Source organism: Xanthomonas sp. JAI131, assembly GCF_013410075.1.
In the GTDB taxonomy this organism is placed as follows: Bacteria; Pseudomonadota; Gammaproteobacteria; order Xanthomonadales; family Xanthomonadaceae; genus Xanthomonas_A; species Xanthomonas_A bonasiae.
In genome coordinates this window covers 226,154-245,246 of record NZ_JACCCN010000001.1, presented here as the reverse complement: position 1 = coordinate 245,246, position 19,093 = coordinate 226,154, and the positions used below count along the sequence as shown (strand labels likewise).

General features: G+C 69.9%; 18 protein-coding genes and 2 pseudogenes. 10 read left to right on the top strand and 10 right to left on the bottom strand.

What is annotated here, in order from left to right; genetic code table 11:
- Positions 1-289 precede the first annotated feature (289 nt).
- The 4 genes from HDC36_RS01070 to prmB all read right to left on the bottom strand — a co-directional run bounded on the left by HDC36_RS01070 (position 290) and on the right by prmB (position 4,489).
- On the bottom strand, positions 290-1,315 hold the full coding sequence (locus HDC36_RS01070; RefSeq protein WP_179563830.1) for an aspartate-semialdehyde dehydrogenase: 1,026 nt from the start codon (positions 1,313-1,315) through the stop codon (positions 290-292).
- A gap of 100 nt (positions 1,316-1,415) precedes the next feature.
- Positions 1,416-2,456 carry a D-glycerate dehydrogenase gene (locus HDC36_RS01065; protein ID WP_179563829.1) on the bottom strand — a complete coding sequence of 347 codons (1,041 nt, stop codon included), beginning with the start codon at positions 2,454-2,456 and terminating at the stop codon, positions 1,416-1,418.
- Positions 2,449-3,552: a chorismate synthase gene (aroC, locus tag HDC36_RS01060; protein WP_179563828.1), complete on the bottom strand. Its 1,104-nt coding sequence runs from the start codon at positions 3,550-3,552 to the stop codon at positions 2,449-2,451. The genes HDC36_RS01065 and aroC overlap by 8 nt, the downstream gene beginning before the upstream one ends.
- 10 nt (positions 3,553-3,562) lie before the next feature.
- Positions 3,563-4,489 carry a 50S ribosomal protein L3 N(5)-glutamine methyltransferase gene (gene prmB, locus HDC36_RS01055; RefSeq protein ID WP_179563827.1) on the bottom strand — a complete coding sequence of 309 codons (927 nt, stop codon included), beginning with the start codon at positions 4,487-4,489 and terminating at the stop codon, positions 3,563-3,565.
- Positions 4,490-4,568: 79 nt separating this feature from the next.
- Here prmB and HDC36_RS01050 point away from each other — a divergent pair, with 79 nt between their 5' ends.
- The 3 genes and pseudogenes from HDC36_RS01050 to HDC36_RS23275 all read left to right on the top strand — a co-directional run.
- A complete protein-coding gene (locus HDC36_RS01050) occupies positions 4,569-5,216 on the top strand; it encodes an SCO family protein (RefSeq protein WP_179563826.1) in 648 nt (215 codons plus the stop codon).
- Entirely contained in the window at positions 5,213-6,061 is an 849-nt protein-coding gene (gene asd, locus HDC36_RS01045; RefSeq protein ID WP_179563825.1) for an archaetidylserine decarboxylase, read from the top strand. The genes HDC36_RS01050 and asd overlap by 4 nt, the downstream gene beginning before the upstream one ends.
- A 50-nt stretch (positions 6,062-6,111) precedes the next feature.
- A pseudogene (locus HDC36_RS23275) lies at positions 6,112-6,213 on the top strand (phosphatidylserine decarboxylase); the annotation flags it as partial.
- Between the two features lie 377 nt (positions 6,214-6,590).
- Here the strand turns inward: HDC36_RS23275 and HDC36_RS01040 are convergent.
- On the bottom strand, positions 6,591-8,189 hold the full coding sequence (locus HDC36_RS01040; protein ID WP_179563824.1) for a transglycosylase SLT domain-containing protein: 1,599 nt from the start codon (positions 8,187-8,189) through the stop codon (positions 6,591-6,593).
- Between the two features lie 65 nt (positions 8,190-8,254).
- Between HDC36_RS01040 and HDC36_RS01035 the strand changes: the two genes are divergently transcribed.
- Together HDC36_RS01035 and HDC36_RS01030 are read left to right on the top strand one after the other, a co-directional pair.
- Entirely contained in the window at positions 8,255-9,892 is a 1,638-nt protein-coding gene (locus HDC36_RS01035) for a helicase HerA-like domain-containing protein (protein WP_255432559.1), read from the top strand.
- 30 nt (positions 9,893-9,922) lie between these two features.
- The gene (locus tag HDC36_RS01030; RefSeq protein WP_179563822.1) at positions 9,923-10,441 is read left to right on the top strand and encodes a hypothetical protein; all 519 of its coding nucleotides are present in this window, start codon (positions 9,923-9,925) and stop codon (positions 10,439-10,441) included.
- Positions 10,442-10,589: 148 nt separating this feature from the next.
- Here the strand turns inward: HDC36_RS01030 and nudK are convergent.
- A pseudogene (gene nudK / locus HDC36_RS01025) lies at positions 10,590-11,188 on the bottom strand (GDP-mannose pyrophosphatase NudK).
- Between the two features lie 361 nt (positions 11,189-11,549).
- Here nudK and HDC36_RS01020 point away from each other — a divergent pair.
- A complete protein-coding gene (locus HDC36_RS01020) occupies positions 11,550-12,830 on the top strand; it encodes a hypothetical protein (protein WP_179563821.1) in 1,281 nt (426 codons plus the stop codon).
- A 42-nt stretch (positions 12,831-12,872) separates the two neighbouring features.
- On the opposite strand, the gene HDC36_RS01015 is transcribed toward HDC36_RS01020, so the two are convergent.
- Positions 12,873-14,327: a rhomboid family intramembrane serine protease gene (locus HDC36_RS01015; protein ID WP_179563820.1), complete on the bottom strand. Its 1,455-nt coding sequence runs from the start codon at positions 14,325-14,327 to the stop codon at positions 12,873-12,875.
- Positions 14,328-14,437: 110 nt separating this feature from the next.
- Here HDC36_RS01015 and greB point away from each other — a divergent pair, with 110 nt between their 5' ends.
- A complete protein-coding gene (gene greB, locus HDC36_RS01010) occupies positions 14,438-14,944 on the top strand; it encodes a transcription elongation factor GreB (RefSeq protein ID WP_145700821.1) in 507 nt (168 codons plus the stop codon).
- 49 nt (positions 14,945-14,993) lie between these two features.
- Here greB and rimO read toward each other — a convergent pair whose 3' ends face one another.
- Positions 14,994-16,391 carry a 30S ribosomal protein S12 methylthiotransferase RimO gene (gene rimO, locus HDC36_RS01005; RefSeq protein WP_179563819.1) on the bottom strand — a complete coding sequence of 466 codons (1,398 nt, stop codon included), beginning with the start codon at positions 16,389-16,391 and terminating at the stop codon, positions 14,994-14,996.
- A 193-nt stretch (positions 16,392-16,584) separates the two neighbouring features.
- Here rimO and HDC36_RS01000 point away from each other — a divergent pair, with 193 nt between their 5' ends.
- Genes HDC36_RS01000 through HDC36_RS00990 form a run of 3 tightly spaced genes read left to right on the top strand, consistent with a single transcriptional unit; the run spans position 16,585 to position 17,860 of the window.
- Positions 16,585-17,247, top strand: coding sequence for a dienelactone hydrolase family protein (locus HDC36_RS01000; RefSeq protein ID WP_179563818.1), 663 nt, complete (start codon positions 16,585-16,587; stop codon positions 17,245-17,247).
- Between the two features lie 9 nt (positions 17,248-17,256).
- Entirely contained in the window at positions 17,257-17,664 is a 408-nt protein-coding gene (locus HDC36_RS00995) for an HIT family protein (RefSeq protein WP_179563817.1), read from the top strand.
- 28 nt (positions 17,665-17,692) lie between these two features.
- The gene (locus HDC36_RS00990) at positions 17,693-17,860 is read left to right on the top strand and encodes a DUF5668 domain-containing protein (protein ID WP_003467495.1); all 168 of its coding nucleotides are present in this window, start codon (positions 17,693-17,695) and stop codon (positions 17,858-17,860) included.
- 98 nt (positions 17,861-17,958) lie between these two features.
- On the opposite strand, the gene HDC36_RS00985 is transcribed toward HDC36_RS00990, so the two are convergent.
- Together HDC36_RS00985 and dcd are read right to left on the bottom strand one after the other, a co-directional pair.
- A complete protein-coding gene (locus HDC36_RS00985) occupies positions 17,959-18,486 on the bottom strand; it encodes an RDD family protein (RefSeq protein ID WP_179563816.1) in 528 nt (175 codons plus the stop codon).
- Between the two features lie 28 nt (positions 18,487-18,514).
- The gene (dcd, locus tag HDC36_RS00980; RefSeq protein ID WP_179563815.1) at positions 18,515-19,087 is read right to left on the bottom strand and encodes a dCTP deaminase; all 573 of its coding nucleotides are present in this window, start codon (positions 19,085-19,087) and stop codon (positions 18,515-18,517) included.
- Positions 19,088-19,093 lie beyond the last annotated feature (6 nt).

Genomic DNA, 19,093 nt, shown 5'->3' with positions numbered 1-19,093 from the left:
GTGCCCCGAAGGGGCGGATGAGGGTACGGGCGAAGCCTCGTGGGATCGAACAGCGCGAGGGCTTCGCCCCGTACCCTCACCCCCGGCCCCTCTCCCGAGGGGAGAAGGGCGTCTTGGCTTCGCTTGTTGTGTTGCACGCTCGGGCAGCCCTCCCTTCTCCCATCGGGAGAAGGTGCCCCGAAGGGGCGGATGAGGGTACGGCGAAGCCTCATGGGATCGAAACAGTGCGAGGGCTTCGCGCCGCACCCTCACCCCCGTCCCTCTCCCGAGGGGAGAGGGGAGATATCGCTCAGCCTTCCTGCGCCACCAGCTCGGCCAGCTGCACCGCATTGAGCGCAGCGCCCTTGCGGATGTTGTCGGAGACGATCCACAGGTTCAGGCCGCGCGGATGCGAGATGTCCTCGCGGATGCGGCCGACGTAGACCGCGTCGTTGCCCGAAGCGTGGGTGACCGGGGTCGGATAGCCGCCGGCCTTGCGCTCGTCGACGACTTCCACGCCCGGCGACGCGGCCAGCAGCGCGCGCGCCTGCTCGGCGCTGACCTTGCGCGTGGTCTCGATCGCGACCGCTTCGGAGTGGCCGTAGAACACCGGCACGCGCACCGCGGTCGGGTTCACCTGGATGTTGTCGTCGCCGAGGATCTTGCGCGTCTCCCAGACCAGCTTCATCTCTTCCTTGGTGAAGCCGTTCTCGAGGAAGTCGTCGATGTGCGGGATCAGGTTGAAGGCGATCTGCACCTGGAACTTCTTCGGCTCGATGTCCTGGAACGCCAGCAACTGCGCAGTCTGCTTGCCCAGTTCCTCCATGCCCGAACGGCCGCCGCCGGACACCGACTGGTAGGTGGCCACGTTGATGCGCTCGATGTTGTATTCGCGGTGCAGCGGCGCCAGCGCCACCAGCATCTGCATGGTCGAGCAGTTGGGGTTGGCGATGATGCCGCGCGGGCGCTGCTTCAGCGCCTCCGGGTTCACTTCCGACACCACCAGCGGCACGTCGTCGTCGTAGCGGAACGACGAGGAGTTGTCGATCACCACCGCGCCGGCGGCGGCGAACTTCGGCGCGTATTCCTTGGAGATGCCGCCACCGGCGGAGAACAGCGCGATGTCCACGCCGGTCGGATCGAAGGTGGCCAGGTCGAGCACGGTGACCTTCTGGCCCTTGAACTCGATCTGGCCGCCGGCGGAGCGCTCGGAGGCCAGCGGGTACAGCGTGGCGATGGGGAAGTCGCGCTCGGCGAGAATGGCCAGCATGGTTTCGCCGACAGCGCCGGTGGCGCCGACGACGGCGACGTTGAAACGACGGGATTCGTTGCTCATGGGAGATTGTTCGATCGGGTAGGAGAAAGGGGTAACAGCCGCACTGCCAGCTGGATTCGGGGAACCTCCCGAGCGCGCCGCTCAGGTCGCCGGAGGTTCCCTATCGTTTTTTGCTCGCGATGCTGCCGTCGCCATTGCCGGCGCCAGCGGCGATCGCATCCAGGTTCAACGCATTCGGCGGACGCCCGGCGTCGGCACCGAAGCCCAGCGCGGCCAGCAGGTTGTCCACCGCCAGCGCCACCATCGCGCGGCGGGTCGCGGCGCTGGCGCTGCCGATATGCGGGGTCAGCACCACGTTGCGCAGCGCCAGCAGCTCCGGGCGCACCGCCGGCTCGCCCTCGTACACGTCCAGCCCGGCCGCGGCCAGGCGCCCGTGCGCGAGCGCATCGGCCAGCGCCAGTTCGTCGACCAGGCCGCCGCGGGCGATGTTCACCAGCGTGGCGCCCGGCTTCATCTGCGCCAGCGCGGCGGCATCCAGGATGTGGTGCGACTGTGCCGAATACGGCAGCACCAGCAGCAGGTGATCGGCGCGCGCCAGCAGTGCGTCGAAGCCGACGTACTCGGCGGCGTGCGCACGCTCCACCTCGGCCGGCAGGCGGCTGCGGTTGTGGTACAGCACGCGCATCGAGAAGCCCGCGGCGCGGCGCGCGATGGCCTGGCCGATGCGGCCCATGCCGAGGATGCCCAGGGTGCTGCCGTGCACGTCGGCGCCGAGCATGGTCTGGAACGACCACTGTTGCCACTGCCCCTCGCGCAGCCAGCGCTCGGATTCGGTGATGCGCCGCGCGGCGGCCATCAGCAGCGCGAAACCGAGGTCGGCAGTGGTTTCGGTGAGCACGTCCGGCGTGTTGCTGGCGAAGATGCCAGCCGCGCTGAGCGCGTCCAGATCGAGGTTGTTGTAGCCGACGCCGACGTTGGCGATGGCGCGCAGCCGCGGCGCGGCGGCGATCTCGGGCGCGCCGATACGCTCGTTGAGGGTCACCAGCGCGCCGTCCAGCGGCGCCAGCGCCGCGGCCAGGTCTTGCTGCGAGTACTTGGTCACGTCCGCGGTGATGGTCAGCGCGCAATGTTCGCCGAGCCGTGCGACGACATCGTCGAACAGCGGTTGGCTGACCCACACCCGTGGCCGCGACTCAGCCATCGCCACCGCCGGGGATGCGCGGGGCGACGCTGCCGACGTCGCCGCACTGCGCGCGATGGCGCAGCGCCTGGTCCATCAGCACCAGCGCCATCATCGCCTCGGCGATCGGGGTGGCGCGGATGCCGACGCAGGGGTCGTGGCGGCCGGTGGTGATGACGTCCACCGCCTGCCCGTCCACGTCCACCGTGGCGCCGGGCAGGCGCAGGCTGGAGGTGGGCTTGAACGCCAGCGAGGCGACGATCGGCTGGCCGGTGGCGATGCCGCCGAGCACGCCGCCGGCATGGTTGGACTGGAAGCCATCCGGCGCGATCAGGTCGCGGTGCTCGGTGCCCTTCTGCGCCACCACGGCGAAGCCGTCGCCGATCTCCACGCCCTTGACCGCATTGATGCTCATCAGCGCCGCGGCCAGTTCGCCGTCGAGCTTGCCGTAGATCGGCTCGCCCCAGCCCGGCGGCACGCCGTCGGCGACCACGGTGACCTTGGCGCCGATCGAATCGCCGGACTTGCGCAGCGCGTCCATGTAACTTTCCAGCTCCGGCACCTGCGCCGCATGCGGCCAGAAGAACGCGTTGTCCTCCACCGCATCCCAGGCGAAGCCCTGCGGCACGACCGGCCCGAGCTGCGACAGGTAGCCGCGCACGCGCACGCCGTAGCGCTGCGCCAGCCACTTCTTGGCGATCACGCCGGCGGCCACGCGCATCGTGGTCTCGCGCGCCGAGGAGCGGCCGCCGCCGCGCGGATCGCGGATGCCGTACTTCTGCCAGTAGCTGTAGTCGGCATGGCCCGGACGGAACTGGCGGGCGATGTCGGTGTAGTCCTTGCTGCGCTGGTCGGTGTTGCGGATCAGCAGGCCGATCGGGGTGCCGGTGGTGCGGCCCTCGTAGACCCCGGACAGGATCTCCACTTCGTCGGCTTCGCGCCGCGCCGAAGTGTGGCGGCTCTTGCCGGTGGCGCGGCGCTGCAGGTCGTGGGCGAATTCGCTGGCATCCAGTTCCAGCCCGGGCGGACAGCCGTCGATCACGCAGCCGATCGCCGGCCCGTGCGATTCGCCGAAGGTGGTGACGGTCAGCAGGGTGCCGAAGCTGTTCGCGCTCATGGCCGCCGGCTCACCGGCTCGCGGCCAGGTCGGCGATGCGCGCGTGGTGCGCGACCAGCTCGCTGGCTTCCACCGCGAAGATGCCCATCTGCCCGACCTTGAACTCGACCCAGGCGAAATCCACTTCCGGCAGCAACTGCACCAGCGCGCGCTCGGATTCGCCGACTTCGCAGATCAGCAGGCCGTCCTCGCTGAGGTGCGCCGGCGCATCGCGCAGGATCTTCAGCGCCAGGTCCAGGCCATCGTCGCCGGCGCGCAGGCCCAGTTCCGGCTCGTGCGCGTACTCGGGCGGCAGCGCGTCGGTCTCGGCGTGGGTGACGTACGGGGGGTTGGTCACGATCAGTTCGTAGCGGCGCCCGCCCAGCCCGGCGAACAGGTCGGACTTGACCAGTTCGACGTTGTCGGCCAGCAGCCGCGCCTTGTTCTCCGCGGCCAGGGCCAGCGCGTCGTCGCTGATGTCGACCGCGTCCACCTGCCAGTTCGGGTTGTAGTGGCCCATCGCGATGGCGATGCAGCCCGAGCCGGTGCACAGGTCGAGCGCGCGGTTGACCTCGCGCCCGGCCAGCCACGGCTCGAAGCCGGCCTCGATCAGCTCGGCGATCGGCGAGCGCGGCACCAGCGCGCGCGCGTCGCTCTTGAAGCTGAGCCCGGCGAACCAGGCCTCGCCGGTCAGGTAGGCGGCGGGGATGCGCTCGGCGATGCGGCGCTCGAACAGCGCCAGCACCTGCGCCTTTTCCGGCGTGGTGACGCGCGCGCCGCCGTAGGCCGGGCCCAGGTCGTGCGGCAGGTGCAGGGCGTGCAGCACCAGTTGCGTGGCTTCGTCCAGGGCATTGTCGTAGCTGTGGCCGAAGCTCAGTTCGGCGGCATTGAAACGGCTGGTGCCGTAGCGGATCAGGTCGATGATCGTGTGGAGTTCGGCGGCCGCGTCGGCAGTCATGGCAACAGGCAAGGCAATTCGGCCCCCGATTATAGAGGCCCGGCCGCTATCATGAGCGTTCGTTGCAAGGGAAATCAGTATGTTCAACCGCAACTTCGGCATCGTCCTGGTGGTCGCCCTGGCCGCCGGCCTGGGCCTGCTGCTGGCCCAGAAGTACTTCGGCAGCAGCGCTTCGGCGTGGCCCGAGACCCGCAGCGTGCGCCTGTACCCGCAGCCGCGCGCCCTGCCCGACTTCCACCTGCGCCAGTCCGACGGCACCCCGCTGATCCCGGGCGAGCTGAAAGGCCACTGGATGCTGGTGTTCCTGGGCTTCACCGCCTGCCCGGACGTGTGCCCAACCACCCTGGCCGACCTGGCCCGCGCGCAGAAGCAGTGGGAATCGATCCCCGACACGCTGCGCCCGCGGGTGCTGTTCGTCTCGGTCGATCCGGAGCGCGACACCCCGGCGCGGCTGGGCGCCTACGCGCACGGCTTCCACAAGGACACCCTGGCCGCCACCGCCGACGTGCCGGAGCTGGAACGCTTCGCCACCGCGCTGGGCTTCGTGTTCCAGAAGGTGCCCGGCAAGCATTTCCAGGAAAACCCCAACGACTACAGCATGGACCACTCCGCCGCGATCGCCGTGCTCGACCCGCAGGGCCGCCAGGCCGGGCTGATCCGCCCGCCGTTCGAGCCGGCGGCGATCGCCGCCGACCTGCAGGCGCTGACCAAGGCGACCGCGCCATGAGCCTGCTGACCACGCTGACCTACGTGCTGCCGCACCGGCTGCTGTCCTCGCTGGCGCGGCGCCTGGCGTATTCGTCGCGACCGGGGCTGAAGCAATGGCTGATCGACACCGTGGTGCGCCGCTTCGGGGTGAACCTGGCCGAGGCCGCCGAACCCGATCCGCGCGCCTACCCGACCTTCAATGCGTTCTTCACCCGCGCGCTGAAGCCCGGCGCGCGCGTCGCCGATCCCGACCCGCAGGCGCTGCTGATGCCGGCCGACGGCCGCATCAGCCAGCTCGGCCCGATCCAGGACGGGCGCATCTTCCAGGCCAAGGGCCAGGCGTTCACCGCCGCCGAACTGCTCGGCGACGCCGCCGCCGCGGCGCCGTTCGCCAACGGCCTGTACGCCACCGTGTACCTGTCGCCGCGCGACTACCACCGCGTGCACATGCCCTGGACCGGCACCCTGCGCGAGACCGTGCACGTGCCGGGACGCCTGTTCAGCGTCGGCCCGGACGCGGTGCGCAACGTGCCGCGGCTGTTCGCGCGCAACGAGCGGCTGGTCTGCCATTTCGACACCGAGTTCGGCCCGATGGCCTCGGTGATGGTCGGCGCGCTGCTGGTCAGCGGCGTGGAGACGGTGTGGAGCGGCGTGGAGATCCCGCGCTACGGCGACCGCATCACCCGCAAGGACTGGCGCGGCAAGGGCATCGTGCTGGAGCGGTTCGCGGAGATGGCACGCTTCAACTACGGCTCTACCGTCATCGTGCTGTTGCCGCCCGGCATGGCACAACTCGATCCGACGCTGGCGGCGGAAACGCCGGTACGGCTCGGCCAGGCCCTGGCACTGCGGTTGGATCGCTGACGCGCGGCGGCGCGCCAACCTGCCGGGCGCACCGCATCCACTGCGGTGCGGCGCGCTACAACCACGGCTCAACGGTGATCGTACTGTTGCCGCCAGCCGTGGCGACGCTCGATCCCGCGCTGGTAGCGGAAGCGCCGGTCCGGCTCGGTTGAACGCTGGGCACACAGGCACTGCCTGCAACGTCGCGCGGGTATCGGAGCGGCGACAGCGCGCCCTGGCGGCCTTGCATTCCCGGTGCTGGTGTACCCTCACCCTACCCCTCTCCCAATGGGAGAGGGACATCATGGCTTCGCGTTTGATGTGAGGCGCGGCTGGACCATCACCGCGCGTTGCGCGCCCCCTTCTCCCATCGGGAGAAGGTGCCCGAAGGGCGGATGAGGGTACGGCGCCGCAGCCAGGCGGGCGACGCTCCTGATAGCAGGGGTGGAAAACCTCTCCCGAGCAATTGATTGCGCCCCCACCCTCATCCGGCGCTGCGCGCCACCTTCCCCCGAAAAGGGGGCCTTGGTCCCGGCGGGAGAACGAAGGCCTACTTGTCGCAGCCGGTCATCTTCAGCGATTGCCCCGGCTTCAACGCATAGCCCGGCGCGCGCAGGCCATTGGCCTTGGCCAACTGCTTGAGATCGCAGCTGTAGCGGTCGGCGATGCGGCCCAGCGTGTCGCCCTTGGCCACGCGGTAGCTGCGCACCTGCTTGGGCTTGGGCTTGACCGGCGCCGGGCGCCCGGTGGCGACGGTGGTGGGCACGCCGGCCACCGGCGTCACGTCGCCCACCGCCACGTTGCCGGTGGGATCGGCGACCACGGGCGTGTTGCTGCGGATCGCGGCGTTGACGTCGGCGGTGATCAGCGCGCGCGCCAGGTCGGCGCGCGGGCCGCTGACGCAGTAGCGGTTGTACAGGCCGACGATCTTGGTGGTGGCGTTGATGGTGACCCCGGCCGGGATCCAGCCATCGGGTTCGTAGCGCGGATTGAGGTTGCGCAGCGCGCGCATGTAGCCGTCGCGGGTGCCGTCGCTGCCCAGGCAGATGGTCAGCTCGTAGATCGTGGTGGACTTGGCCAGGCGCAGCGTTGCCGGCTGCGCGTTGATCTTCGGGAACGCCACGCCGTACTGCTGCGGGTGCAGGAAGATCCACGCCGCGGCGATCACCATCGGCACGTAGTCCTTGGTCTCGGCCGGGAACTGGTTGTACACCGAGGCGTCCCAGAAGCTGCGCCCCTGCATCTGGTTGTAGACGCGCGCGGCGCGGCCCTCGCCGCCGTTGTAGCCGGCCAGCGACAGTTCGATGCTGCGGTTGAGTTCGGCCATGCGCTCGTTGATGTACACCGCGCTGGCCTCGGCGGCGCTGCGCGCGTCGTAGCGGGTGTCGAAGCCGGTACCGTCCGGGCCCAGCCCGAAGCGGCGCCCGGTGGCCGGCATGAACTGCATCAGTCCGGCGGCGCCGACCCGCGAATTGGCGTGCACGCGGCCGTTGGATTCCTTGGCGATGATGCCGAACAGCAGCGCCTCCGGCAGCCCGCGCTTTTCCCATTCCGGCCACATGATCGCGCGCAGGTTCTGGTAGTTCTCGTAGCTGTTCATCAGCGACGGGCGCATGTCGGTGAGCCAGCGGCGGATGCCGGCCTGCACCGCCGGGTTGTATTCGACCATCGCGTCGAAGGCATGGCGCTGGTCGTTGAGCAGGCTCGCCGCGCGCGCCGCTTCCGGCACGTTGGCGGCCAGCGGACTGATGTGGTCGGGATCGGCCTGCAGCGGCACGGCGTCGTCGTCGCTCGCATCGGCATCGGTCGCCGCGCCCTGCGCGTCGGCCTTGGCCTTGAGCAGGCGCTTGTACGCGCCCAGGTAGGTGCCGACCTGGCAGCCGCGCTGCTTGATGCAGGCATCGACCACGTCCTCGATGTCCTCCAGCGCCGCGTCGCTTTCCTGGGTGCCCTTGGGGTCGCTGTTGCCGACCAGCACCATCGCGTCGTTGTAGCGCTTCTCGGCCGCCGCCAGGCGCTGGTCGAGGACGGCGATGGCGGCCTTGTCGCGCGCGGAGACGCGTTCGGCGTGGGCAGAAGGCGCGGCGCAAGCCAGCGCCAAGGCAGCCACGGCGGGCCATCCATGGGTGATACGGAACGAAAGGGGCATGATGGGACGCGACGACGGAAAGGCCGCAGGGTAGCCGCCGCTGTCACATCGCGGCAAGGTCGGGCATGCGCCGGCACCGCGCCGGCGGGGCATTCGTTCATCGCCCAGGCCAGGCGAACCGCGGCCCCGGCGCCCTCGCGGCGAGCGGGCGCCGGCGCGAACGCCTAGAATCCGCCCACCTCACCGCGGAGCTGTTCATGGACCCGATCCTGCTGGGCAAAGGCCTGACCGACGATATCGCGGTGCTGCTGCAGCCGCGCCTGGGCAATCGCCACGGCCTGGTCGCCGGGGCCACCGGCACCGGCAAGACCGTGACCCTGATGACCCTGGCCGAGGGCTTCTCGCGGATCGGCGTGCCGGTGTTCATGGCCGACGTGAAGGGCGACGTGGCCGGGCTGGCGGTGGCCGGCGACGGCAGCGAGAAAGTGCTGCAGCGCGCCAGGGACATCGGCGTGGCCGACTATGCCCCGGCCGCCAACCCGGTGGTGTTCTGGGACCTGTACGGCCAGCTCGGGCACCCGGTGCGCACCACCGTCAGCGAGATGGGGCCGACCCTGCTGGCGCGGATCCTGGAACTCAACGACACCCAGGCCGGCGTGCTCGACATCGTGTTCAAGCTGGCCGACGACCGCGGCCTGCTGCTGCTCGACCTGGACGACCTGCGCGCGCTGCTGGCGCTGGTGGTGGAGCAGCGCAAGGACATCTCCACCGAGTACGGCCTGGTCAGCGCGCCGTCGGTGGCGGCGATCCAGCGCGCGCTGCTGCGCCTGGCGCAGGACGGCGGCGAAGGCTTCTTCGGCGAGCCGGCGCTGGACCTGGCCGAGCTGATGCGGGTCGGCAGCGACGGCCGCGGCGTGATCGGCATCCTCGCCGCCGCGCAACTGGTGCTCAAGCCGCGCCTGTACTCGACCTTCCTGCTGTGGCTGCTGTCGGAACTGTTCGAGCAGCTGCCGGAGGTGGGCGACCTGGACAAGCCCAAGCTGGTGTTCGTGTTCGACGAGGCGCACCTGCTGTTCGACGACGCGCCGCCGGCGCTGGTGCAGCGCATCGAGCAGGTGGTGCGGCTGATCCGCTCCAAGGGCGTAGGCGTGTACTTCTGCTCGCAGTTCCCCGACGACGTGCCGGACAACATCCTCGGCCAGCTCGGCAACCGCGTGCAGCACGCGCTGCGCGCCTACACCCCGCGCGACCAGAAGGCGGTGCGCACCGCCGCCGAGACCTTCGTCGCCAACCCCAAGCTGGACGTGGCCAAGGCCATTTCCCAGCTCGGCACCGGCGAAGCCCTGGTCTCCACGCTGCAGGACAAGGGCGTGCCGTCGCCGGTGCAGCAGACCCTGATCGCGCCGCCGCGCTGCCGGATGGGTGCGATCTCCGACGCCGAGCGCGCGCAGGTGCGCGCCGGCAGCGTGGTCGGCAACCGCTACGACAGCCCGGTCAACCGCGACTCGGCGGCGGAAATGCTGGCGCGCCGGGTCGAGGAGGTGGCCGAGAAGACGGCGGCACCGGCGGCGCGCACGCGCGAGCAGGACGACGCGCAGGACAGCGGCTTCGGCCAGGCGGTCAAGGACGCGGTATTCGGCACCAAGCGCCGCCAGGGCATGCTCGAGACGATGGCCAAGCAGACCTCGCGCACCGTCGGCAACCGCATCGGCCAGCAGATCGTGCGCGGCATCTTCGGCAGCATCTTCGGCGGCAAGCGCTGAGCGCAGCCGACAACCACAAGGAGTTCCACCATGGACAAGGAAGCGATGAGCGCCCTGCTGCTCGGCCTGGCGGCGGCCATAGCCGCAATGGCCGCCGATGCCGCGCAACCGGCGTCGGGCGATGACTGGCCGCCGCAACGGCAGCAACTGCTGGCCGGCCGCTACGTCGGCAAACTCCAGGGATATACGCGGGATTGCGAGACCGTTCGCGCCGATCTCAGGCTTGAGGTGGGAGCGGCGAGCGAGACCGCCCATCGCTATACGCTGACGACCACCTGCATCGCCGGCGCCGCACGGCACGCCGCGCCCAGGACCATCACCGGCGTGTGGGGAATCGACCAGATGGCCAGCAGTTGCCTGACGCTCGGCTTCGAGGACCCCGACGATCCGCAGGTGGGCCCCAACATCTACGGGTTCCGTGTCGAAGAGGCCCAGACGCGCGGCCGCCGCGCCGCGGCCGCCGACTACGATCTGGCCCAGGACGGCTTCAACTGCCATAGCGGCATGCCGCCGGAGCATGCCGACAAGCGCCTGCGGCGCGTGCGCTGACCCGATCGGTGCAGCGCGCCCAAAACCAGGGCCACGCGGCGCGGGTCACGCTGCGGCGCAGGTGCGTGTACAGCGCGCGCCGACAGGCACGACAGGCCACGTTCGATCCAGGCGATGCCACACGCAGAGACAAACCGACAGCACTGCGCTAGGCCAGCAATCCCTTCAGCTTGGCGTACTGCAACAGCATGATCGTCTTGCCGTCGGCGATCTCGCCCGTCTCGATCATCGCCAACGCGGCGTCGAGCGGCAGTTCCAGCACCTCGATCTCCTCGCCCTCGGCCGCGACCCCGCCGCCCGCGCCGACCTTGTCGCGATCGAAATACTCCCCCACGAAGAAATACAGTTTTTCGGTGACCGAGCCAGGACTCATGAACGCCTCGAACACCTTGCGCACGTTCTCGATCCGGTAGCCGGTTTCCTCTTCGGTCTCCTTGCGGATGCAGGTCTGCGCATCGTGCTGGTCGAGCAGCCCGGCGCAGGCTTCGATCAGCATGCCGTCGGGATTGCCGTTGAGCAGCGTCGGCAACCGGAACTGCCGGGTCAGCATCACCGTCTGCTTGGCGCGGCTGTAGAGCAGAATGGTGGCGCCGTTGCCGCGGTCGTAGGCTCGCGCGACAGCGTCTGCCAGCTGCCGTCGCTGCGCTGGAAATCGAAGGTGACCTTGCGCAGCACGTACCAGTTGTCAGACAGCACCTCGACCTTTTCGATACGCACACGCGGATTGCCTGTGGCGGATGGGTTCAAACGACACTCCATGCGATGAGCTGGCAGTGCCGGCGCCCGCAGCGGATTGCCGCTCCGGAATGCCGGCATTCGCCGTGGAACGGCCATTCTAGCCGCCGTACCGCAGGTCGCGGCGACGCCACCCAGGACCCGCCGCAACGCCCGGCCCAGTGAACCTTGCACGCCGCGAACCGATCCCGCCCGGCTCGTGCTGCCCGCCTGCGCGCGCACCGCAAGCATCGGCGCGACGAGCGCGATGCGCGGAGGGACTAGCGGCGCCCTGCCCGGCACGGCTCGCCCGGGCCAAGCGCGCGAGCGCACCCCAATTGCACGCCCGCCCGGCGCGTCGCACAATCGGCGCACATTGAACGCAGGGGGCGTCATGGAAGACCGTCATCGCGCCGGCGCAGGCCGCGCGCGCCGCAGCACACCCGAACCTTTCTGGGCGCGCACCCGCGCCATCGCGCTGTATCCGCTGCGCGGCGGCGCGCTGTTCGCCCTGATCGCGCTGACCCTGTGCCGCTTGCTGGGAATGCTGCCGGGCATCGGCTGGATCATCGGCATCGTCACCACGCTGGCGATCTACAAATACGCCTTCGAGATCCTGCGGCATACCGCCGACGGACACATGGATGCGCCCGAACGCGGCTTCGACATCGGCGACGGGGTGGTGCTGCGGCTGCTGGCGCTGATGATCGTGCTCGGCGCGGCGGTCGCCGCCGCGGCGCTGCTCGCCGGCCCGGTCGTCGGCCTGCTGATGCTGCTGGCGGTGGTGCTGCTGCAGCCCGGCTTCCTGATCTCGCTGGCCATCGACGGCAGCCTGCGCCGCGCCCTGAATCCGGCCGTGTCGATCGGCCTGGCGCTGCGCATCGGCTGGCCGTACCTGGCCGCGTTCGGCCTGCTGTTCGTGATCCAGGCCAGCGCGCTGACCGCGGCCAGATGGCTGCAGCACTACCTGCCGCCGCTGGCCAGCGATCTGGCGATCGGCGTGGTGACGATCTGGGGCCTGTTCGCCGCCTTCCACCTGATGGGCTATCTGGTCTACCAGTACCACGAGGTGCTGGGCTACGAACCGGCCGCCGGCAACGACGATGCGTATCGCCGCCACGATCCGGACCAGCGCGTGCTCGACGAAGCCGAACAGTTCGTGCGCGACGGGCATGCGCCCGAGGCGCTGCAGTTGCTGCGCGGCGAAGTGCGCACGCGCGCGGTGAGCCTGGCGGTGCACGAGCTGTACCAGCGCCTGCTGCGCACCGGCGGGCGCGCCGACGAGCACCGCGACCACACCCGCCAGTACATCAATCGCCTGCTGCAGGAAAAGCAGGAGCGGCGCGCACTGGCGCTGCTGCGCGAGGCCCTCGACGCCGATCCCGACTTCGTCCCGCTGCTGCCGGAACAGGCTTCGCTGCTGGCCGAGCGCGCGCAGCTGGCCGGGCAGTTCAAGCTCTCGCTCGACGGCCTGCTCGCCGCGCTGCGCGCCTGGCCCAAGGCGGCGGAATTCGGCGCCTGGTCGCTGAGCGCGGCGCTGTTGCTGGCCGAGCGTTTCGGCGACGACGCGCAGGCTCGCGCGCTGCTGCAGGACGCGCTCGCGCGCTGCGAGGACGAGGCGCAACGCGGCAAGCTGCAGGCGGCGCTGAAGGCGCTGACCATCGCGCCGGCCTAGCAGCGGCGCACGACCGGGCGGCCATGCCGCCGCCAACGGCACTCACGCGTTGGCGAGCAGGAACCGCGCCTTGTCCGCCTGCGGCAGATCCGGGTAGCGCTCGATCACCGCGAGCAGCAGGCGGTGCCATTCGGCAGCGGCCTGTCGCTCGCCGTGGCCCAGCGCGAGCCGGAACCAGTGCTGCGCCTGTTCGGCGCGCGGCACCGCTGCGGCATCCTGCGCCAGCAGCGCTTCGGCATCGTGCAGCCGGCCCAGCGCCAGCCAGCGATCGAACAGCAGCGCACGCGTCGCCGCATCCACGGCGATGGCGCCGGCAGTGCAGTCGCCGAGCAACGCCGCCTGCGCTTGCGCTTCCTGCGCGGTGGTCGCCGGCAGGCGCAGCAGTTCGATCGCGCGCGCCTGCGCGGCACGCGCATCGCCGGCATTGCGTGCGACCCGGTAGCGCGCCTGCGCCACGTCAAAGCGGCGTGGCTGCTCGGCGGCGAGTTCGTCGAGCAGGAACGCGGCCTCGCGGTTCTCCAGCCGCCCCAGATGCCGCTGCGCGCGCTCCCAGCGATCGTCCACGGCGGCCACGGCCTCGTCGCGCATGAACGCCTCGCGGGTCTGCCGCATCGCCACCAGCGCCGCGCCGAGCAGCGCGCCGACGACCAGGCCGCCGGCATGCGCATCGAAGCCGATCCCGGCATCGCCGTTGGCCAGCAGGTTGTACAGCTCCCAGCCCAGCCACAGCGGCAGCAACGCGATCGCCGGCCCGCGCACGTAGTCGAACACCACCGCGAACCAGTAGAAGAAGCGCACCGGCCGCCGCCCCCAGACCACGCAGAACGCGCCCATCAGCGCGGCGATGGCGCCGGACGCACCCAGCCCGCCACCGGCCTCGCCCCAACGCCACCACAGGCTGACCGCGCTGGACCCGAACGCGCCGAGCAGGTAGACCAGCAGGAACCGCCAGCGCCCGATCGCCCCTTCCAGCAAGGTGCCGAGCACGACCAGGAACAGCATGTTGCCGAACAGATGCAACGCGTCGGCATGCAGGAACGCCGCGGACAGCATCCGTGCCGGCGACCATTCGGAGCTGCGCTGCAGGTGGCGCAAGGTGAACACGCGATCCAGCAACGCGTCGTAGCGGGCGCGCAACGGCGTCCACGCCTGCCACGCCGCCGCATCCTCGAACGCCGCGCCGTTGCGCAACGCCTGCACGAAGCGCACGTCGCTGACCGTCGCGGCGCCGACGAACTGCGCCTGCTCCGTCGGCGGCATGCGCTCCAACTCGGCCAGCGCTTCCTTGCTTCCGCTGCGCTGCAGGTAGCGCGCATAGGCCGGCGCTTCGTGGGCGCCGAGCCCAGAATCGAGGTAATAGCGCTGCGCCTGCTGCAGCGGCACCGCGTCCTGACGCTGCCAGCCGAAGTAGATCGCCGCGTTGAGCAGCACCAGCAGCAGCGTGACCAGCGGAAAATTCTCCCGCGACAGCGGCTTGTGCAACGGCAGGATCAGCATCGAACAACGTCCGTGTGGATGGCCGCGCCAGCTTCGGCCATCGCCCGCGCGTGCGCAAGGCGCACGTACGGGCTAGCATCGTGCCCCGCTCCACCGCAGTCCCGACCCCGATGAGCCGCTGGCGCCCCCCTGCCGAAAAGAGCACCGCCCTGATCACCGCCGAAGGCCACGCCCGGCTCAAGGCCGAGCTGGAAGAACTGTGGCGCGTGCGCCGCCCGGAGGTGGTCAAGGCGCTGGCCGCGGCCGCGGCCGAGGGCGACCGCTCGGAGAACGCCGAGTACACCTACCGCAAGAAGCAGCTGGGCGAGATCGACCGCCGCGTGCGCTACCTGAGCAAGCGCCTGGAAGCGCTGCGCGTGGTGGATACCGCGCCGTCCGATCCGCAGGCGGTGTTCTTCGGCGCCGTGGTCGAACTGGAGGACGCCGACAGCGGCGAGCTGCTGCGCTACCGCATCGTCGGCCCGGACGAGACCGATGCCGGCCGCGGCTGGATCAGCATCGACTCGCCGCTGGCGCGGGCGCTGCTGAAGAAGCGCATCGACGACGAGATCGAGGCGCAGCTGCCCGGCGGCCGCCACAGCTTCGTGGTGGTGTCGGTGGACTACGCCGCGCGCTGAGCGCCGCGCCGTCCACACCGGGGCGCGCCGGCACGGCCGGCCGCCTCGCTCACAGCACCCGCAGGTCCAACGCGCGCGGCTGCGCCGCGCCCGCCGGCAACGCCTCGCCGAACAGGTCGTGCTCGTCGCTGTCGGTGATCTCCACGTCGACCAGATCGCCCGGCTGCAGGCCGCGCTCGGCCCCGTTCTGGATGTGCACCAGGCCATCGATTTCCGGCGCATCGGCCTTCGAACGCGCCACCGCGATGCCGTCTTCGAGCAGATCGACCAGGCATTGCTGCACGCTGCCGATCTTGGCCTCCAGGCGCGCCGCGGAGATGTCGGCCTGCCTGGCCATGAAGCGCGCCAGCCGCTCCTGCTTGACCGGCTCTGGCACCGGATCGGGCAGCGCGTTGGCGCTGGCGCCCTCGACCGGCGAATAGGCGAACGCGCCGACGCGGTCGAGCTGGGCGGCGTCGAGAAACTCCAGCAATTGCTCGAACTCGGCCTCGGTCTCGCCTGGGAAGCCGACGATGAAGGTCGAGCGCAAGGTGATGTCCGGACACAGCGCGCGCCAGCGCTGCACCCGCTCCAGGGTCCGCTCGACCGCGCCCGGCCGCTTCATCAGCCGCAGGATGCGCGGGCTGGCATGCTGGAACGGGATGTCCAGGTACGGCAGCAGCTTGCCCTCGGCCATCAGCGGGATCACCTCGTCCACGTGCGGGTACGGATACACGTAGTGCAGCCGCGTCCACACGCCCAGTTCCGACAACCCCTCGCATAGCGCCTTCATCCGCGTCTGGTAGCGGCGGCCGCGCCATTCGCGCTCGGCGTATTTCAGGTCCACGCCGTAGGCCGAGGTGTCCTGCGACACCACCAGCAGCTCGCGCACCCCGCCCTTGACCAGCCGCTCGGCCTCACGCAGCACCTCGTCGACCGGGCGCGAATCCAGGTCGCCGCGCATCGAGGGAATGATGCAGAAACTGCAGCGGTGATTGCAGCCCTCGGAGATCTTCAGGTACGCGTAGTGGCGCGGGGTCAGCTTGACCCCGACGCCGTCCTCGTCGTGCACGCCGTGGCGCCCGCGCGGCAGCAGGTCCACGAACGGGTCGTGGCGCGGCGGCAACGCCGCATGCACCGCTTCCATCACGCTTTGGTAGTCCTGCGGACCGGACACCGCCAGCACGTCCGGGTAGGCCGCGCGGATCTGCTCCGAGCGCTTGCCCAGGCAACCGGTGACGATGACCTTGCCGTTCTCGGCCATGGCCTCGCCGATCGCCTCCATCGATTCGGCCACGGCCGAGTCGATGAAGCCGCAGGTATTGACCACCACCACGTCGGCCGCATCGTAGCTGGGCACGATCGCGTAACCCTCCACGCGCAGTTGGGTGAGGATGCGTTCGGAGTCGACCAGCGCCTTCGGGCAGCCGAGGCTGACGAAGCCGACTTTGGGGTTCGCGAGGGACATGGAGGGCCTGGGTCCAAGGGGCCTGGGAGAAAAAACCGCGCGGATTATACCGGGCAGGAGCCGCCACGCGGCCGGATTGCGCGACGGGCACGCAAGCCGCCGCGCATGGCACACCCCATCCCAATCGCGTTGACAGCCGCCTAGCCGCCGGCATGGATAATCCTCGTCTCTCTCCCCGCCACAGGAACGCACCATGGGCCACTGGACTACCCTCGATACCCCGCACGGCCAGGTCTCCGCCTGGCACGCCGTGCCGGAAGGCGCTCCGCGCGGCGGCCTGGTGCTGATCCAGGAGATCTTCGGCGTCACCGCCTACATCCGCGAGGTCGCCGACTATTACGCCGCGCAAGGCTACGAAGTGCTGGCGCCGGGCCTGTTCGATCCGGTGGAGAAGGACATGCAGCTGAACTACGACCAGGACGGCGTGCAAAAGGGCCTGGAACTGGTCGGCGCGCTCGGCTTCGACAAGGCGCTGGACATCGTGCAGGCCGCGGCGCAGGCGCTGACGCCGGCCGGCAAGGTGGGCACTGTCGGCTACTGCTGGGGCGGCAGCGTCGCGCTGCTGGCCGCGCTGCGGCTGGGCCTGCCTTCGGTGAGCTACTACGGCGGGCGCAACACCCAGTTCCTCGACGAGACGCCGAAGGCGCCGGTGCTGTTCCACTTCGGCGCGCAGGACAGCAGCATTCCGCCGGACTCGGTGCAGCAGCATCGCGAGAAATTGCCGCAGATGCAGACCTACGTGTATCCGGCCGGGCACGGCTTCGACCGCCATGTCGACCCGAACCACTACGAGGCCGACAGTTCCGAAAGCGCGCGCCAACGCAGCCTCGCGTTCCTCGCCGAACACCTGCGCTGAGCCGGGCCGATGGCCGATTTCGCACTCGACCCGCGGCTGCAGGCCGACAGCGCGTTCGTCGCCGACGGCCCGCTGTCGCAGGTGCGGCTGATGGACGACGCGCGCTTCCCATGGCTGTTGCTGGTGCCGCGCGTGGCCGGCGCCAGCGAATGGATCGACCTGGACGGCGCCCAGCAGCGCCTGCTGCTGGCCGAGATCAACCAGCTCTCGCAGCTGCTGCGCGGCGAGCCGGGCGTGCACAAACTCAACATCGGCGCTCTGGGCAATATCGTGCGCCAATTGCACGTGCACCTGGTCGGGCGCCACGAAGGCGACGCGGCCTGGCCCGGGCCGGTATGGGGCAGCGGCACGGCGCAGCGGCTGGACGCCGATGTCCTGCAGACCCGTGTTGCGACGTGGCGGCAACGGCTACGATAGGCGCCCTTTTAGCGGAAGCCGCGCCTCCATGAAATCCAATGTGATCGCCGCCATCGTGCTGATCGTGATCGGCCTGGTGTTCCTGGCCAACAACCTGGGCTGGACCAATCTCAGCCTGGGCCGGCTGATCGCCACCTGGTGGCCGGCGATCCTGGTCGCGGTCGGCGTGGGCATGCTGTTCGGGCGCGGCAAGTAGTAGATGCCGGGATTGGGGATTCGGGATTGGGGATTCGATCCGGCGATCTCCACCCTCCTGGCTGCCGGCCGCCGATGCGCGGCGGCCGGCACGGCGCCTCAACGGCGGACGTTGACCACCTGGGTGCCGGCGATCAGGTCGTGCAGGCAGCGCTTGTCCTTGCGGAAGATGAACAGCGCATCCACCAGCGCATAGAAGTTGCCTACGATCGGCACCAACGCCAGCAGTTGGGTCGGCAGGTAGCGCAGCGCGATCAGCCGCCACAGCGGCGGTTGCCCGCCTTCCAGATCGGCGATACGGATCCACAGCAGCTTCTTGCCCCAGGTCTGCCCGGTCTTGGCCAGCGGATAGCCCTGCACCACCAGGAACACCACGAACGACAGCACCGCGTATCCGGCCATGGTCAGCCACGGCATCGGCTCGCCACCGCGCGCCGCGTCCATCACCCTGCCGAAATAGCCGGTGAGCGCGGCCAGCGGCAAAAAGGTCGCCAGCGAAATCACGCCGTCGATCAGCGCCGCGCCGAAGCGCTCGCCGCGGCCGGCCAGCACCTCGGTGCCGTCCAGCGCCAGCGGCGCCGACGGCAGCGGCGCCTCGGGCGCCTGGTAGGGATTGGGATCGTTCATTGCGCGCTCCTTGTGCTGTTGGGAAAACTCAGGTCTTGGGCAGGGTCACGCCGGTCTGGCCCTGGTACTTGCCGCCGCGGTCCTTGTAGCTGGTCTCGCAGACGTCGTCGGCGTCGGACTGGAAGAACAGCATCTGCGCCACGCCTTCGTTGGCGTAGATGCGCGCCGGCAGCGGCGTGGTGTTGCTGAATTCCAGGGTGACGTGCCCTTCCCACTCCGGCTCCAGCGGCGTGACATTGACGATGATGCCGCAGCGCGCGTAAGTGCTCTTGCCCAGGCACACCACCAGCGTGTCGCGCGGGATGCGGAAGAATTCCACCGTGCGCGCCAGGGCGAAGCTGTTGGGCGGGATGATGCATTCGTCGGCCTCGATGTCCACGAAGCTCTTCGGATCGAAGCGCTTGGGATCGACGATGGTCGAGTTGATGTTGGTGAACACCTTGAACTCGCGCGAGCAACGCACGTCGTAGCCGTAGCTGGAGGTGCCGTAGCTGACGATGCGCTCGCCGTTGAGCTGCTTCACCTGGCCCGGCTCGTAGGGCGCGATCATGCCGTGCTGCTCGGACATGCGGCGGATCCAGCGGTCGCTCTTGATGCTCATACGTCT